This window comes from Rhodoferax sp. OV413, assembly GCF_900104385.1.
Taxonomy (GTDB): Bacteria; Pseudomonadota; Gammaproteobacteria; order Burkholderiales; family Burkholderiaceae_C; genus Rhodoferax_B.
Window position 1 is genome coordinate 1,012,404 of sequence record NZ_FNJA01000001.1, and the last position, 14,656, is coordinate 1,027,059.

Genomic DNA, 14,656 nt, shown 5'->3' on the forward strand with positions numbered 1-14,656 from the left:
GGCCCTGGTTTGAGCGGCCGCCCTACCCTCACCCCCGGCCTGGTCGTGGCCACCTACGGCCGCCACTGCATGGTGGAACGCGCAGACGGCACGCGGCTGATCTGCCACCCGCGCGGCAAGAAGAGCACGGCCGTGGTCGGCGATTCGGTGCTGTGGCTGCCCGCGGCCGCCGGCCAAGGCGAAGACGGCACCATCGAAAAACTGCAGCCACGCCGCAATCTGTTTTACCGCCAGGACGAAATCCGCACCAAGTCGTTTGCCGCGAACCTGGACCAGGTGCTGATCCTGATCGCTGCCGAACCCGAGTTCTCCGAGACCCAACTGTCGCGCGCGCTGATCGCCGCCGAGGCCGAACGCATCAGCCCGCTGATCGTGCTGAACAAGCAGGATCTGACCGAGCCCTTCGAGCGCGCCTGGGGCTGGCTGACCGCCTACCGCGACATGGGCTACCGCATGCTGCCACTATCGCTGAAGGACGGCGGCGGCACTCTGGACGCCGTCAAAGCCGAACTGGCTGGCAAAACCACGCTGGTGCTGGGCCCGTCGGGTGCGGGCAAGAGCACCTTGACCAACCATCTGGTGCCCGGTGCCCTGGCCGCCACGCGTGAAATCTCGCAAGCGCTGAACACCGGCAAGCACACCACCACCAGCACCACCTGGTACTGGGTCGACAAGGATGCAAAAACGGCGCTGATCGACTCGCCGGGCTTCCAGGAATTCGGCCTGCACCACATCGACGCCCGCCATTTATCAGGCCTGATGCCCGACATCAAACCCTTTGTGGAACGCTGCAAGTTTTATAACTGCACGCATCTGCACGAGCCCGGCTGCGGCGTGATGGCTGCGGTTAAAAACGATGGTAGCGCAGGCAGCATCAGCGACAGGCGCTACAAAATATATAGTGACCTGTTCGCCGAGCTGGACGCGTCGAAGTTCTAGCCCAGTATCTCCGCCAGGGCCTGTAACAAGGTATCGCACTGCGCCGGCGTACCCACGCTGATGCGCAGGTACTGGGCGATGCGCTCTTGCTTGAAATGCCGCACCAGCACCGCGCGCTTGCGCAGCTCGGCAGCCAGCCCGGCCGCATCGTGCTGCGGGTGCCGGGCAAACACGAAGTTAGCCTGCGATGGCAGCACCTCGAAACCCATGTCCTCCAGCTGCAGCGCCAGGCCTTCGCGGCTATGCACCACGGCTGCACAGGTCTGGGCGAAATAGGCCTGGTCTTCGAACGCCGCCAGCGCCCCGGCCTGGGCCAACCGGCCTAGCGGATAGGAGTTGAAGCTGTTCTTCACCCGCTCCAGCGCCTCGATCAAAGGCCGCTGGCCACAGGCCAGGCCGACCCGCAAACCGGCCAGCGAGCGCGACTTGGACAGGGTCTGCGTGACCAGCAAATTCGGGTAGCGGGCAATCAGGCTGACAGCCGACTCGCCGCCAAAATCCACATAGGCTTCATCCACCAGCACCGCGTGCTGGGGGTGCATCTGCAGCAGGCGTTCGATCTGCGCTAGCGGCAGGCCGATGCCGGTAGGCGCGTTCGGATTCGCAATCACCACGCCGGCGATCTCGCCGCCCCCGGGGCCGACCAGCGTTTCCACATCCACCCGCAAACCGTCGGCCAGCGGCACCACGTGCATGGGGATGCCGTAGAGCCCGCAATACACCTGGTAGAAGCTGTAGGTCACGTCGGGCAGCACCAGCGGCGCGGCCTGCTGGAACAGCGCAAAGAAGGCATGGGCCAGCACCTCGTCCGAACTGTTGCCGACGAATACCTGGTCGGGCTGCAAGCCGTATTGGCGGGCAATCGCGCCGCGCAAGGCGACGGATTCGGGGTCGGGATACAGCTGCAAGCCCTGCTGCGCCGCGGCCTGGATCGCGGCCACCACCTTGGGCGACGGCGGGTACGGGTTCTCGTTGGTGTTGAGCTTGGTCAGATTCGCGAGCTTGGGCTGCTCGCCAGGTACATAGGGCACCAGCCCGCCAACGACCGGGCTCCAGAACGGGGAAGAAGTCAAAATGCTACTACTTTCATAGCTGCCAGCGCAGGCTATATCTGCGCTAGAGCCTGGTTTTCTTTAAAAATCAGCCGAGCAGATTGGCCAGGGTCAGCAAGGCCAGCATGCCCATCCACAGCACTACCGCGCGCCAGACCAGGCCCACGACGCTGCGCAGATGGCCCAGCTCGGGGTCGCGGCCAGGGGTGGACTCGGTGTCTATGCCCAGCTCCATCGGCGTGGCGCCGTTATAGGTCAGGGCTTCAGTGGTCTTCAAGGCCTCGCCGCCGAGGCGCACGTTCAGCGCGCCCGAGGTGGCCGCCAGCACCACGCCGTCGTTGTCGTTGGGGAAGCGCTGCGCGTAGTTGCGCCAGCTGTCGATGGCATCCTCGAAGCTGCCGACCACCGCAAAGCCCAGGGCCGTGGCGCGGGCCGGCAGCCAGTCGATCACGGTCCAGGCATTGGCTGCGGCTTTTTGCAGCGAGGCACTGGCCGGCTGGTGCTGGTCACGGGCCTTGTAGGCCCAGTAGCGCGAGACGAATTCGCTCAGGCGGTAGAACACGGCGCCGGCCGGTCCCAGGCCCAGCGCGGCCAGCACCGAATACCAGGCCAGCACGCCAAACACATGGCGGTGCGCGGCCAGCACCGAATACTCGATCACATGGCGGACGATTTCGCTGCGCGGAAGCTCGCTGGCGTCGACCTGCTGCCACTGGGCCAGCAGCTCGCGCGCCAAGGGCTCGTCGCCGCTTTCCAGCGCGTCGCGGATCTCGGTGAAGTGGTGGCTGAACTGGCGAAAACCCAGGGTGATGTAAAGCACGGCCACGTTCCAGACCACCGCCACTGGCCAGCCCAGCGCCCACACCAGCAGCCAATGCAGGCCAAGTGCGACCAGGCTGGGGACGCCGACCGCCAGCGCCCAGGCCAGCCAGCCATGCTGCGGTTTGCCCGCATCGAAATTGCGGCTCGACCCACGCACCCAGGCGCGCAGCATGCCGTGTATCGGGTTGTCTCGGGCCACCGGGCGGACCTGCTCCAGCAGGAGCGCAAACATGATCGCGAAAAAGCTCATGCCACGATGATAACGACCTGGCGTGTAGCGCCCGCCACACTGCGCCTAAGCCGACAGGAATCGGTAGAAATTCCGCAACATCCCGGCCGTGGCGCCCCAGATGAAACGCTCGCCCTGCGCATCTTGGTAAGGCATGGAAAACCATTCGCGTTGCACGCCCTCCCAGGCGAACGCGTGGCGCCGGTGGTGCGCCGGGTCCATCAAAAATGCCAGCGGTACTTCAAACGCATCGGCGACTTCGTCGGGCTGGTGCACCAGCGTAAAGCCCGGCTGCACCAGAGCCACCACGGGGGTGACGATGAAGGCCGTGCCCGTCACATATTCCGGCAGCCGGCCGATGACCTGCACGTAATGGGACGCTAAACCGACCTCCTCCCAGGCCTCGCGCAAGGCGGCGGCGGACACGTCGGCATCGGAGGCATCCACCTTGCCACCGGGAAAGGCGATCTGGCCCGCATGGGTGGACATGTGCGAGGTGCGCTCGGTCAGCAGCACGGTCGGCCCGCCCTGCGCCAGGGCGTGCAGGACGATGGGGATCAGCACCGCCGCCTGCCGGGGCACGCGGTCGGTGAAGCGCGGTTCGGCCCGCACCTCGGGCTGCCAATCCGGCGGCATAAGAAAGCGCTGGCGCAAGGCATCGGGCAACAGTTGGGACGGCGGTACGGCGGGCAGATGCCTGTCCACGCCGATCACCGGGACATTGCGCGGATCGAAATTAGGCAGCTTCGACAAAGGGGTCAGAGGTATTTGGGTCACACAGGCATTGTGCAAGGCCAAAGAAAAAGCCGCCACAAGCGCAATGCTTGTGGCGGCTTTTTCAAAGGAACAGCGCGGATTAAGCGGCTGCTTTGGCTGCTGCAACCTTGATACGGTTGGGCAGCTTTTCCTTGATACGCGCCGACTTGCCGCTGCGGTCACGCAGGTAGTACAGCTTGGCACGGCGGACATCACCGCGGCGCTTGACTTCAATACCAGCGATCAGCGGGCTGTAGGTTTGGAACGTACGCTCCACGCCTTCGCCGCTAGAGATCTTACGCACGGTGAAGCCGCTGTTGAGGCCGCGATTGCGCTTGGCAATCACGACGCCTTCGTAGGCCTGCACACGCTTGCGCGAACCTTCAACCACGTTGACACTGACGATCACAGTGTCGCCGGGGGCGAAAGCGGGAATGGTCTTCCCAAGACGGGCAATTTCTTCTTGCTCTAGGGTTTCGATTAAGTTCATGGTTTTCCTCTTGTGATCATGCCCGCGCCTGGATTAGCTAGTGTCCCACCAGGATGGCAGAACGGCCGAGCAGAGGATCGAAAAGCCTTCGAGTATAGCATTTCGAGCCGCCCACTCTTTTCAGGTTGGCGGCAGGCTCTTCAGCAAGGCCTCGTCGGCCCGGTTCAGGCGGCCGGCGGCACGCGCGGCCTGCAGCAAATCGGGGCGGCGCTGCGCGGTAATCTGCAGCCGCTGATCACGCCGCCAGCGCTCGATCTGCACATGGTGGCCCGACAGCAAGGCATCGGGTACTTTGTGCTCTTCCCAGGTTTCTGGGCGGGTGTAGTGCGGGCAGTCGAGCAAGCCATCCAATGCCGGGTTGAAGCTATCGAATTGATGGCTGCCGGCGTCGTTCAACACCCCGGGCTGCAGCCGCGCCACCGCGTCCAGCAAAGCCAGGGCCGCGATCTCACCACCTGATAAGACAAAGTCGCCCAGACTAACCTGGTGCGTCACAAAGCGGTCGATAAAGCGCTGGTCTATGCCTTCGTAGCGCCCACAGACCAGCACCGCACCGGCACTGGCCGACCAGACCTCTACCGCCGCATGCGTGAGCGCCGAACCCAAAGGAGAAAACAAGACCACAGGTGCAGGCACCGCATCCGCACGTGCGGCCTGGACCGCCCGCAGGCAGCGCGCCAGCGGCTCGGCAAGCATGACCATGCCCGGGCCACCACCAAAAGGCCGGTCGTCGACGCGGCGGTAGTTGCCATCGGCAAAATCACGCGGATTCCAGAGATGCACATCCACCAAGCCGGCTTCAAACGCGCGGCGGGTGATGCCGCTGGTCAGAAACGGAGCGAATAACTCGGGAAAGAGACTGATGATGTCGAACCGCATGGGCAGTGCCTGCCGGTTCAATAGTCGGGCTGCCAGTCCACGGTGATGCAGCGTGCCGGCAGGTCGACCTTATCAACGTATACCGCGACGAAAGGCAGCATACGCTCCAACTCCTGGCTAACGCCCGCTTCATCCAGCGCCTGGTAAGCAACCACTAGCACGGTCTGGGCACCGGTGGCCAGCAGCTCTTTGACCTGGCCCAGGGCGATACCTTCGCGGTTCACCACGTCCAGGCCGATCAGATCGACCCAGTAGTACTCGTCGGCGGCCGCAGCCGGGAAACTGGTGCGGGCCACGAAGATACGGGCGCCGCGCAGGGCCTCAGCAGCATCCCGCCCTTCGACCGCTTGGGCCTGGGCTACGATGCCACCAGAATGTTCTTTGGCTTCCACCACACGCAGTAGCTTGGTGCCGGCAAAGGTTTTCGCGCCCCGCTCAGTGGGCAGCAAATACCAGCGTTTGGAAGAAAAAAGCGCCTCGGGTGTGGCGCTGTGGGAGACGACTTTGAACCAGCCTTTAATCCCCCAGGCATCACCCACGCGCCCTACTTCTACGGCATCCGCCGGCAATTCAGCGGTATCTAGAGAGGGCATCATGGGTGCTGCGAAGCAAGCGCCAAGCGCCTGCTGTTCAAAATTAAGCGGCTGGGGCTGCTTTTTTGGCAGCTTGTGCAATCAGGCGTTCCACCGTGGGGGAAGCCTGGGCACCAACGCTACGCCAGTGGGTCAGGCGGTCTTGTGCAATGCGGATGCTTTCTTCATTGGCGGTGGCGATCGGGTTGTAGAAACCGATGCGCTCAATGAAACGACCGTCGCGGCGGGTGCGCTTGTCGGTCACAACGATATTGAAAAACGGGCGTGCTTTTGCACCGCCACGGGCGAGTCGAATAACGACCATGATTTATCCTTCGGGGTGGCTGAAAATAATTCCAACCGATTGCCATAAGTGCCAAGCGGGCACCTGGCGTTTTATTCCAGCGTTGAGACACGCAACTGACCACCTAGCCAGTGACACGCTGAAAAGCCTTCCATTATACCTTTACCCAAGCCCATCACTCAATGCCCACGATACGCCCCACCCGCGACGAAGATATGAGCGCCGTCGCCGCCATCTACACCCACCACGTACTGCACGGAACAGGCACCTTTGAAACCACCCCACCCAGCAACGAAGAAATGGCCGGCCGCCGTGCAGATGTGCTAGCCAAAGGCCTTCCCTACCTGGTGCTGGAAGATGCGGGGGTGATACAGGGCTTTGCCTATTGCAACTGGTTCAAGCCCCGCCCCGCATACCGCTTCTCGGCCGAAGACTCGGTGTATTTGGCCCCGAATACCGGCGGCAAAGGCCTGGGGCGCATCCTGCTCGCCGAACTCATGACACAGGCAGAACGCGCAGGTGTACGCAAGCTGATTGCCGTGATTGGCGATTCGGCCAACGCCGGCTCCATCGGCGTGCACCGCAGCCTGGGATTCCACCAGGTTGGCGTGCTCAGCGCCTGTGGATGGAAGTTTGGCCGCTGGCTGGACGTTGTACTGATGGAAAAATTCATTGGCGCCGGCAACACCAGTTCCCCTGAATAATCAGGTCCTATGAAAAACAAAACTTTGGCCGCCTGGTTGGCATTTCTGGGTGGCCCGCTGGGGCTGCACCGCTTTTATTTACGTGGCCTGGGTGATATCTGGGGCTGGCTGTTCATGCTGCCGACGGCGCTGGGGCTATATGGCATTCAACGCGTGCAAGCCCTGGGTCTGGACGACCACTGGAGCTGGGTTTTGATTCCACTGCTGGGGTTGAGCATTGCAGCAAGCGCGCTGTCGGCACTGGTTTTTGGCCTGATGGCGCCCGAAAAGTGGAACGCCAAGTTCAATCCCGCTGGCGCATCGGATGCGCCAGCCGGTCAAACCAATTGGCTCACGGTGGGTGCGCTGGTATGCGCCCTGCTGATAGGCGCAAGCACCCTGATGGCCAGTCTGGCCTTCAGCTTCCAGCGCTACTTCGAATACCAGATCGAAGAAGCGCAGAAGATAAGCCAGTAGTTAAAAAATCTGCAGGCTCAGCCAGTAAGCGATCGCGGCCACAAAGGCACTGGCGGGAATGGTGAAAATCCAGGCCCAAACTATGGTGCCAGCCACTCCCCAACGCACAGCACTGGCGCGCTGGGTCGACCCCACGCCCACGATGGCACCGGTAATCGTGTGGGTCGTCGACACAGGAACCCCCAGTGCAGTTGCCAGAAACAAGGTCAGGGCGCCGCCGGTTTCTGCGCAAAACCCACCGACCGGCTTGAGCTTGGTGATCTTCTGCCCCATGGTTTTCACGATGCGCCAGCCACCGAACATGGTGCCCATGGCAATCGCGGTATAGCAGCAGACGATCGCCCAGGTCGGCGGCGATGCATCCGTTGAAGCCGAATAACCGGTGGCGATCAGCAGCATCCAGATGATGCCTATGGTTTTTTGCGCATCATTGCCACCATGACCCAAGCTATAGGCACCGGCGGACACCAGCTGCAGACGCCGGAACCAGCGGTCCACCTTGGACGGAGTCGCCCGACGACACACCCAGGCCACCAGCACCATCATCAACGACCCCAGCATGAAGCCCAGCACGGGGGAGATGAAGATGAATGCCACCGTCTTGAGAATCCCGCTGGAGACCAGTGCGCTGGAACCGGCTTTGCCCATCACGGCCCCCACAATGCCGCCAATCAGCGCATGCGATGAACTGCTGGGGATACCGTAGTACCAGGTGACAAAATTCCAAAAAATCGCCCCCACCAGAGCACCAAACACCACATGGACATCCACCACACCCGCATCGGCAATACCCTTACCCACGGTCGCCGCCACACTCAGGTGAAAGATGAAAATTGCAATGAAATTGAAGAATGCCGCAAACACCACGGCCTGCGCGGGCTTCAACACGCCGGTGGACACCACTGTGGCAATCGAATTGGCCGCGTCATGAAACCCGTTCATGAAGTCGAACAGCAAAGCCAGCACCACCAAGAGCACTACCACCCACAAACCTACCTGCACCGTTGCCATGTAATGCCCCGGATCAGGAGTTCTCGAGGACGATGCCCTCGATCAGATTGGCCACGTCCTCGCATTTATCGGTAATGGTTTCCAGCAGCTCGTAAATGGCCTTGAGCTTGATCACCTCCCGCACATCAGGCTCTTCGCGAAACAGCTTGCTCATGGCAGAGCGCATCACACGGTCGGCATCCGACTCCAGGCGGTCGATTTCTTCGCAGGTCTTCAAAGCCGCTTCCGCGGTGGCGGGCTCGGCGATCTTGGACAGCATGTAAACAGCGTCTTTCAAGCGCTCGCAGCATTTCACGCTCAGCTCGGTCAAACGAGAGATTTCGTCCGTCATGTGCCGCACGTCGTACAAGGCCATCGTTTCGGCAGAGTCCTGAATCAGGTCAGCCACGTCATCCATGGTGTTGATCAGCTTATGAATCTGCTCACGGTCAATTGGCGTGATGAAGGTCTTGTGCAACATCTTGTTGACATCGTGGGTCACACGGTCAGCTGCACTCTCGGCAATATCGACATCGCGGTTGTATTTTTCGCGCAAATGCGGATCGTTGTAATTGGCCACCAACTGCGAGAAGGCACGCGCAGCTTCCACAATGCGGTCTGCATGCTGGTTGAACATTTCGAAAAAATTGCCTTCACGCGGCAAAAGCTTGCCAAACAGCATGGCGGAACTCCTATGGGGGATTGCGTCAAAAATATGACAAATAAATGACTGCGCGGAGTTTAACCGGCCACACAAGCCCCGCCTTGGCGGCGCGCTGGATGCGTGGATGCTGAAAAGATGTGCTGCGACGTACCGCCGAAAGCGGCAAGCAGCTGAAAAATACGGGTTGGAGGGGAGAGGAGAGCAAATATGCTGCCGCTGTAGCGGGCAGCCAACTTATTCGAGGCGCTGGAGCCCTGATCGGCCCCAGCAGCACACACTACCTCAGCGGCGGATACGGCGAAGTGCGATCACACCCATCAGCACCAGCCCGGCCACCAGCATGCGGCCATCTTCATCTCCCGTTTCCTCAGAAACAGAAGCCTCAGCCGGCGCACTGCCAGCCACAAAAGAACCGCCAGAGGATTCGCGGCTACGAGAGGCAGGCGAAAACCCGGTCTTCACCATGCCTGTTTGCAGCGACTGCACAAGCGCGTCCATGCCTGCCATGTCCTTGCTGGCGCCCACAGGGACCTGAGCCATTGCGGCCGAGGCATTGGCCTGAGAACTTGTAGCGGATGCGGAAGCTACCGCAGCAAAACCAACGACTGCCGCGACCAAGATGTGAATCAGTTTTTTCATAAAAAGCCCATTCATGGATAAGGACAGGGATGAAATAGCAACATCCATGCCGAACCTATGGAAAACCCCGATGGAAATTTAGAATTCCCAATAAAAACAACATGTTGCATTGCAACATATTAATTAAACAAATGTTGTGTACAGATGTAACTTTCTTACTATGTAAGAAATATCGACAGGCCACGCACATTTTTAGGGCCACTAGTACCCCAATCATTGGTACATTTGCGTGTATTTTTTGCTATAGAGAAGCTCATTTCTACAACTCCTCATGATAAACGCTCTTGACAAACAAAAGAATTTCTTGCGTCCGAGCTTTACGCTGCCCGGAGCGCTGGAAGCCTTTCTTGATCCCGTGGTTACCATGGTTACCTTGGCTGCCTGTCTGGCCTGGTATGCGCATCCACTGTCGGCGCGCTACATCATTCTGGGAGTGATTGCTTTTTCGCTGTCTTTTCCAGGCAATGTGGGCTTTCACGAGCCGCCCCAGCGCATGGTGCGCAAGCTTTTGACCAACTGGCTGGTGTTCCTGGTCATCCTGGGCGGCTTTGGCGTGGCCACGGGTTATATGAAGAGCTTTACCCGCCCGGTGCTGATTGCCTGGGCGGTGCTCACGCCAATGGTCCAGATCGGTAGCCATTTCTTTCTGCGCTGGGCGCTGCCCAAAGCCATTACCGGCAGCGGACAGCAACGCCGGGTGGTGATTACCGGCGTGAACGAAGTGGGCCTGCGCTTGCTGCACGAGTTTGAATCCAACCCCTACCTGAATACCCGCGTGCTCGGCTTTTTTGACGACCGCAGCTCGGACCGCCTGGGCGAGTTAGGCAAAGTGCCGATGCTGGGACGCATGTCGGATCTGGCGGAATTCATGAAGACCAGCAACGTGGAAGCCATTTACCTGGCCCTGCCCATGGCCTCTCAGCCGCGCATCCTGGCCGTGCTGGACGACCTCAAGGACACCACAGCATCGATCTACTTTGTGCCGGATATTTTCATGACCGACCTGATCCAGGGTCGCCTGGCGAATGTGGGGCCGATGCCGGTGATGGCCGTCTGCGAAACCCCGTTCAACGGCATGAGCGGCGTGATCAAGCGCGCATCGGACATCTTCATCTCGCTGATGATTTTGATACTGGCATCGCCGATCTTTCTGGCGCTGGCATTGGCGGTTAAGTTCACCTCCCCCGGCCCTATCATCTTCAAGCAGCGCCGCTACGGGCTGGATGGCAAAGAAATCCTGGTCTACAAATTTCGCTCCATGACCACCGAGGACAATGGTGCTGTGGTCAAGCAGGCGACCAAGAACGACAGCCGCATCACGCCGCTGGGCGCGATTCTGCGCAAGACCTCGCTGGACGAGCTACCGCAGTTCTTCAACGTGCTGCAGGGCCGCATGAGCATCGTCGGGCCGCGCCCGCATGCGGTGGCACACAACGAAACCTACCGCAAGTTGGTCAAGGGCTATATGGTGCGGCACAAGGTCAAGCCAGGCATTACCGGCTGGGCCCAGGTCAGCGGCTACCGGGGCGAGACCGACACCATCGACAAGATGGAAAAGCGCATCGACTACGACCTGGAATACCTGCGCAACTGGTCGCTGGGCTTTGACCTGTGGATCATCGTCAAAACCGTGTTGGTAGTGTTGAACGACAAGAAGGCCTACTGAGGCCGCCTGCTATACCTTGTATAGCTGCTGGCGCAAGCGGAATAAGCGCCAGCAACCTGTTTGGCTTATAACTTCTCGATCGCCTGGTCGCGCACCGCACCCAGCTGCTTGGGCGTGACCAGTGCCGGTGCAATCTCGGCCAGCGGCCGCAGCACAAAGGCCCGCTGCGCCATGCGCGGATGTGGCATGGTCAGCGCCGGGCTGTGGATCTGCCCGCTGCCGAACAAGAGAATATCCAGATCCAGCGTACGCGGTGCATTGCGGTACGGCCGTTTGCGGCCTGCCGATTGCTCTATTTTCTGTAGCTGCTCCAGCAGATCTGGTGCGCACAGGCTCGTGATTACTTCCACAACAGCATTCACATAGTCCGGGCCATCGGAATCGATGGGCGTAGTCAGGTACAGCGACGAACGCTGGCCCACCTCGGTCTGCGGCAGGGCATGGATGGCATCCATGGCGTTGCGCACGGTCTGTGCGGCATCGCCCAGATTGGCGCCTAGCGCCACATAGGCTGTGACCGGCTCCCGCACCGCTTCAAGCATCCGAGCCGGCAACCGGCGCACCACCGCCACTGGGCTTGCGGCGACGGCGGCGTTTCTTGGGCGCGGCGGCAGCATCCGACTCATGGGCGGCCTCCACCGGGCCTGCAGCAGCGCCCTCTTTCGGCTGCGTGACCACGCGGGGCACGCGCACCGGGCGCTGGCGCCGGCTCTGCTCGTCGCGGGCCTGGGCCAGCAGGTCTTCGCGCTGGTCGTCGCTGCCGGTGGTGAATTCCTGCCACCAGTCGGCAATCACCTGCTCCACCTCGCCGGCGTCGGCACGCAGCCGCATGAAGTCGAAGGCGGCGCGGAAGCGCGGCTGGTCGATCATGCCGTAGGGGCCGCTGCCCACGCGCTTCTCGAAGCGCGGTTGCATCAGCCAGGTTTCGCGCATATCGCCAGCCAGCCGGCCGCGACCGGAGACATCGCCGATACGCGCGTTGAACACGTCTTCCACCGCATCCTGCAGCGCCGCAAACGAGGGCTGCTGGCCCGAGCGGGCGGCCCAGCCGTCGCGCACATCGGCCCACAGCACGCAGGCCAGCAGGAAGCTGGGCGCCACCGGCTTGCCTTCGCCGACACGGCGGTCAGTGTCCTGCAGCGCGGCCAGCACAAACGGCTGGTCGGCACGCTCCACCACCACGTCGAGCAGCGGGTAGATGCCGGTCGCCATGCCCAGCTTGCGTAGTTGGGCGATGGTGGCGACCGCGTGGCCGGTTTGCAGCAGCTTGAGCATTTCATCGAACAAGCGGCTTTGGGGTACATCGGCCAGCAACTTCTGCGAATTCACCAGCGGCGCCGCGGTTTTGGGTTCGATGCTGAAGCCCAGCGGCCCGAGCTTGGCAGCAAAACGCACGGCGCGGATGATGCGCACCGGGTCTTCGCGGTAGCGCGTGGCCGGGTCGCCAATCATGCGGATGATGCGGTTTTTGCTGTCCTTCAGGCCACCGTGGTAGTCGACCACGATCTGGCTCTTGGGGTCGTAGTACATGGCGTTGATGGTGAAGTCGCGGCGCGCGGCATCCTCGTCGTGCGGGCCCCAGACGTTGTCGCGCAGCACCCGGCCGCTGGAATCAACGGCGTGCTTCATGTTCGCCAGCTCGCTCTTGCTGGTGCGCTCGTTGCCGGCCACCTGCTCGGCGGCCGCGTTGTCCATGTAGGCGCGGAAGGTGGAGACCTCGATGACCTCGTTCTCGCGGCCACGGCCGTAAACCACATGGACAATCCGGAAGCGCCGGCCAATGATGAAGGCACGGCGGAACAGGCCCTTGACCTGCTCAGGCGTGGCATTGGTGGCCACGTCGAAGTCCTTGGGGCGCAGACCGACCAGCAGGTCGCGTACCGCGCCGCCGACGATGTAAGCCTCAAACCCGGCCTGCTGCAAGGTGCTGACCACGTTGAGCGCCCGTTCGTCCACCAGGGCGGGGTTGATGCCGTGCTCGGAAACGGGGATTTCTGCGCGCTTGCCGAACTTCGGCTTTTTGGCGGCGGGCTTTTTGCCCAGCAATTTATCGATGAAGGTCTTGATCATGGGAATGGTGTAAGACTTACGCAACCTCCGGCGGGCGGGCTCGGGAGCCAACCGCCGGAGGTTGCGTAAGTCATGGAGTAAACAGGTCCAGTATGCGCCATCCGCGTTCGGTGGCAATCGCGCGCAAACGCGCATCGGGGTTGGTGGCCACCGGGTGCTGGACTTTTTCGAGCAGCGACAGGTCGTTGATCGAGTCGGAGTAAAAAGTCGCCTCCACATCGCCCCAGCCCCAACCGCGATGGGCCAGCCAGTCTTCGACCCGGGTGATCTTGCCCTCGCGGAACGAGGGCACGCCCTGGATCTTGCCGGTGATCCAGCCGCTGGCATCGTGCTCCAGGTCCACGGCAATCAACTCGTCCACCCCCAGCGCCTGGGCGATGGGGCGGGTCACAAACGCATTGGTGGCAGTGACGATGACCACTTGGTCACCCGCCTCCTGGTGCTGGCGCAACAGCTCCCGCGCTACCGGCTTGATGACCGGCAGCACGACAGTGCGCATGAAGTCTGCGTGAGCAGCTATCGATTTCGCAGCACCCTGGCGGCGCGCGGCGTCTGTGGCAAACCGCACGTACTCGTGGATGTCGAGGGTACCGGCCTTGTAATGGGCGTAGAAGTCGTCGTTGCGCTGCTGGAACACCACCGGGTCGGTCCAGCCGATGGAGGTGGTGTAGGCGCCCCAGGCGTAGTCCGAATCGATCGGTATCAGCGTGTGGTCCAGGTCAAACAGCGCCAGCTTCACGGGATGGTCTTTCAAATTGTCTCCAGCATGGATTTAACCAGGGGAATGGTGATGGCACGCTGGGTTTGCAGCGCGTAGCGGTCCAGATGCTCAAGCAGCTGCATCAGGCTGCCCAGGTCGCGGCTGAAGCGGCGCAGCATGAAGTCCACCACCTCGCCGCTCAGCACCAGTCCGCGCGCCTGCGCTTCGCGGCGCAGCACGCCGCGGCACTCGTCTTCGCTCAGCGCCTGTAGCGCAAAGATGTGGCCGCCGCCCAGGCGGGTACGCAGGTCTTCGCGCAGCACCAGATCGGCCGGCGGCACGTCGCCTGCGCCCAGCACCCAGCAGCGGCTGGTTTGGGCATTCACAAACCATTTGAAGGCCATGTGCTGCTGCGCCGGGTTGTACAAGTGCACGTCGTCCAGCAAGACGGCAGCCCAGCCATCGTCGAATTCCGGCGGCTCGTAGACGCTGGGGTCGAGCCAGCCAACCCGCGCAGCCTGCATGCGGTAGGCCTCGCGCACGGCACGCAGCAAATAGGTCTTGCCGGTGGCAGAGCCGCCCCACAAGTAGGTTTGCAGCGGCCTGCCGGTATCCACCACGGACTGCTGCACATGCTGCAGGGCGGCCGCGTTCTGTCCGGCAAAAAAGTTCGCCAATGTCGGGCTGGTTGCCAGGCCGATATCCAATACCAGTTGCTGCATGG

The 14,656-nt window shown here is 61.7% G+C and carries 18 protein-coding genes; 4 read left to right on the forward strand and 14 right to left on the reverse strand.

The genetic code is table 11. The annotated features are described in order from the left end of the window. Nucleotides 1-9 precede the first annotated feature (9 nt). Nucleotides 10-939 carry a ribosome small subunit-dependent GTPase A gene (gene rsgA / locus BLT66_RS04655; RefSeq protein WP_369821573.1) on the forward strand — a complete coding sequence of 310 codons (930 nt, stop codon included), beginning with the start codon at nt 10-12 and terminating at the stop codon, nt 937-939. Here the strand turns inward: rsgA and hisC are convergent. The 7 genes from hisC to rpsP form a co-directional block, all read right to left on the reverse strand. Further along, nucleotides 936-2,012 carry a histidinol-phosphate transaminase gene (gene hisC, locus BLT66_RS04660; protein ID WP_369821574.1) on the reverse strand — a complete coding sequence of 359 codons (1,077 nt, stop codon included), beginning with the start codon at nt 2,010-2,012 and terminating at the stop codon, nt 936-938. The genes rsgA and hisC overlap by 4 nt on opposite strands. 67 nt (nt 2,013-2,079) lie before the next feature. After that, nucleotides 2,080-3,063 (reverse strand): CobD/CbiB family protein, encoded by a 984-nt coding sequence (locus BLT66_RS04665; RefSeq protein ID WP_092756159.1) that lies wholly within the window; start codon nt 3,061-3,063, stop codon nt 2,080-2,082. 45 nt (nt 3,064-3,108) lie between these two features. Beyond that, nucleotides 3,109-3,804, reverse strand: a complete 696-nt coding sequence (locus BLT66_RS04670) for a CoA pyrophosphatase (RefSeq protein WP_092757022.1) — start codon at nt 3,802-3,804, stop codon at nt 3,109-3,111. A gap of 94 nt (nt 3,805-3,898) precedes the next feature. Then, nucleotides 3,899-4,288, reverse strand: coding sequence for a 50S ribosomal protein L19 (gene rplS, locus BLT66_RS04675; RefSeq protein ID WP_092756161.1), 390 nt, complete (start codon nt 4,286-4,288; stop codon nt 3,899-3,901). Between the two features lie 120 nt (nt 4,289-4,408). Then, nucleotides 4,409-5,167, reverse strand: a complete 759-nt coding sequence (gene trmD, locus BLT66_RS04680) for a tRNA (guanosine(37)-N1)-methyltransferase TrmD (RefSeq protein WP_092757023.1) — start codon at nt 5,165-5,167, stop codon at nt 4,409-4,411. A gap of 17 nt (nt 5,168-5,184) precedes the next feature. After that, the gene (gene rimM / locus BLT66_RS04685; RefSeq protein WP_092756163.1) at nt 5,185-5,763 is read right to left on the reverse strand and encodes a ribosome maturation factor RimM; all 579 of its coding nucleotides are present in this window, start codon (nt 5,761-5,763) and stop codon (nt 5,185-5,187) included. 40 nt (nt 5,764-5,803) lie between these two features. Next, nucleotides 5,804-6,064: a 30S ribosomal protein S16 gene (rpsP, locus tag BLT66_RS04690; protein ID WP_092756165.1), complete on the reverse strand. Its 261-nt coding sequence runs from the start codon at nt 6,062-6,064 to the stop codon at nt 5,804-5,806. A gap of 161 nt (nt 6,065-6,225) precedes the next feature. Here rpsP and BLT66_RS04695 point away from each other — a divergent pair, with 161 nt between their 5' ends. Both BLT66_RS04695 and BLT66_RS04700 read left to right on the forward strand, forming a co-directional pair. Then, nucleotides 6,226-6,747 (forward strand): GNAT family N-acetyltransferase, encoded by a 522-nt coding sequence (locus tag BLT66_RS04695; protein WP_092756167.1) that lies wholly within the window; start codon nt 6,226-6,228, stop codon nt 6,745-6,747. A gap of 9 nt (nt 6,748-6,756) precedes the next feature. Then, the gene (locus BLT66_RS04700) at nt 6,757-7,203 is read left to right on the forward strand and encodes an NINE protein (RefSeq protein ID WP_092756169.1); all 447 of its coding nucleotides are present in this window, start codon (nt 6,757-6,759) and stop codon (nt 7,201-7,203) included. Here BLT66_RS04700 and BLT66_RS04705 read toward each other — a convergent pair whose 3' ends face one another. From BLT66_RS04705 to BLT66_RS04715, 3 genes are all read right to left on the reverse strand, one after another. After that, the gene (locus tag BLT66_RS04705; RefSeq protein WP_092756171.1) at nt 7,204-8,214 is read right to left on the reverse strand and encodes an inorganic phosphate transporter; all 1,011 of its coding nucleotides are present in this window, start codon (nt 8,212-8,214) and stop codon (nt 7,204-7,206) included. It lies immediately after the preceding gene. A gap of 13 nt (nt 8,215-8,227) precedes the next feature. Then, nucleotides 8,228-8,875: a DUF47 domain-containing protein gene (locus BLT66_RS04710; RefSeq protein ID WP_092756173.1), complete on the reverse strand. Its 648-nt coding sequence runs from the start codon at nt 8,873-8,875 to the stop codon at nt 8,228-8,230. 264 nt (nt 8,876-9,139) lie between these two features. Further along, nucleotides 9,140-9,544: a hypothetical protein gene (locus BLT66_RS04715; protein WP_143029140.1), complete on the reverse strand. Its 405-nt coding sequence runs from the start codon at nt 9,542-9,544 to the stop codon at nt 9,140-9,142. A gap of 316 nt (nt 9,545-9,860) precedes the next feature. Between BLT66_RS04715 and BLT66_RS04720 the strand changes: the two genes are divergently transcribed. Further along, nucleotides 9,861-11,162, forward strand: coding sequence for an undecaprenyl-phosphate glucose phosphotransferase (locus BLT66_RS04720; protein ID WP_218922555.1), 1,302 nt, complete (start codon nt 9,861-9,863; stop codon nt 11,160-11,162). Nucleotides 11,163-11,227: 65 nt separating this feature from the next. On the opposite strand, the gene folK is transcribed toward BLT66_RS04720, so the two are convergent. From folK to hda, 4 genes are all read right to left on the reverse strand, one after another. Then, nucleotides 11,228-11,704: a 2-amino-4-hydroxy-6-hydroxymethyldihydropteridine diphosphokinase gene (gene folK / locus BLT66_RS04725; protein ID WP_092756179.1), complete on the reverse strand. Its 477-nt coding sequence runs from the start codon at nt 11,702-11,704 to the stop codon at nt 11,228-11,230. Further along, nucleotides 11,697-13,232 (reverse strand): polynucleotide adenylyltransferase PcnB, encoded by a 1,536-nt coding sequence (gene pcnB / locus BLT66_RS04730; protein WP_092756181.1) that lies wholly within the window; start codon nt 13,230-13,232, stop codon nt 11,697-11,699. The genes folK and pcnB overlap by 8 nt, the downstream gene beginning before the upstream one ends. A gap of 70 nt (nt 13,233-13,302) precedes the next feature. Next, nucleotides 13,303-13,971, reverse strand: a complete 669-nt coding sequence (locus BLT66_RS04735; protein ID WP_092757024.1) for a histidinol-phosphatase — start codon at nt 13,969-13,971, stop codon at nt 13,303-13,305. Nucleotides 13,972-13,982: 11 nt separating this feature from the next. Beyond that, the gene (hda, locus tag BLT66_RS04740; RefSeq protein ID WP_092756183.1) at nt 13,983-14,654 is read right to left on the reverse strand and encodes a DnaA regulatory inactivator Hda; all 672 of its coding nucleotides are present in this window, start codon (nt 14,652-14,654) and stop codon (nt 13,983-13,985) included. Nucleotides 14,655-14,656 lie beyond the last annotated feature (2 nt).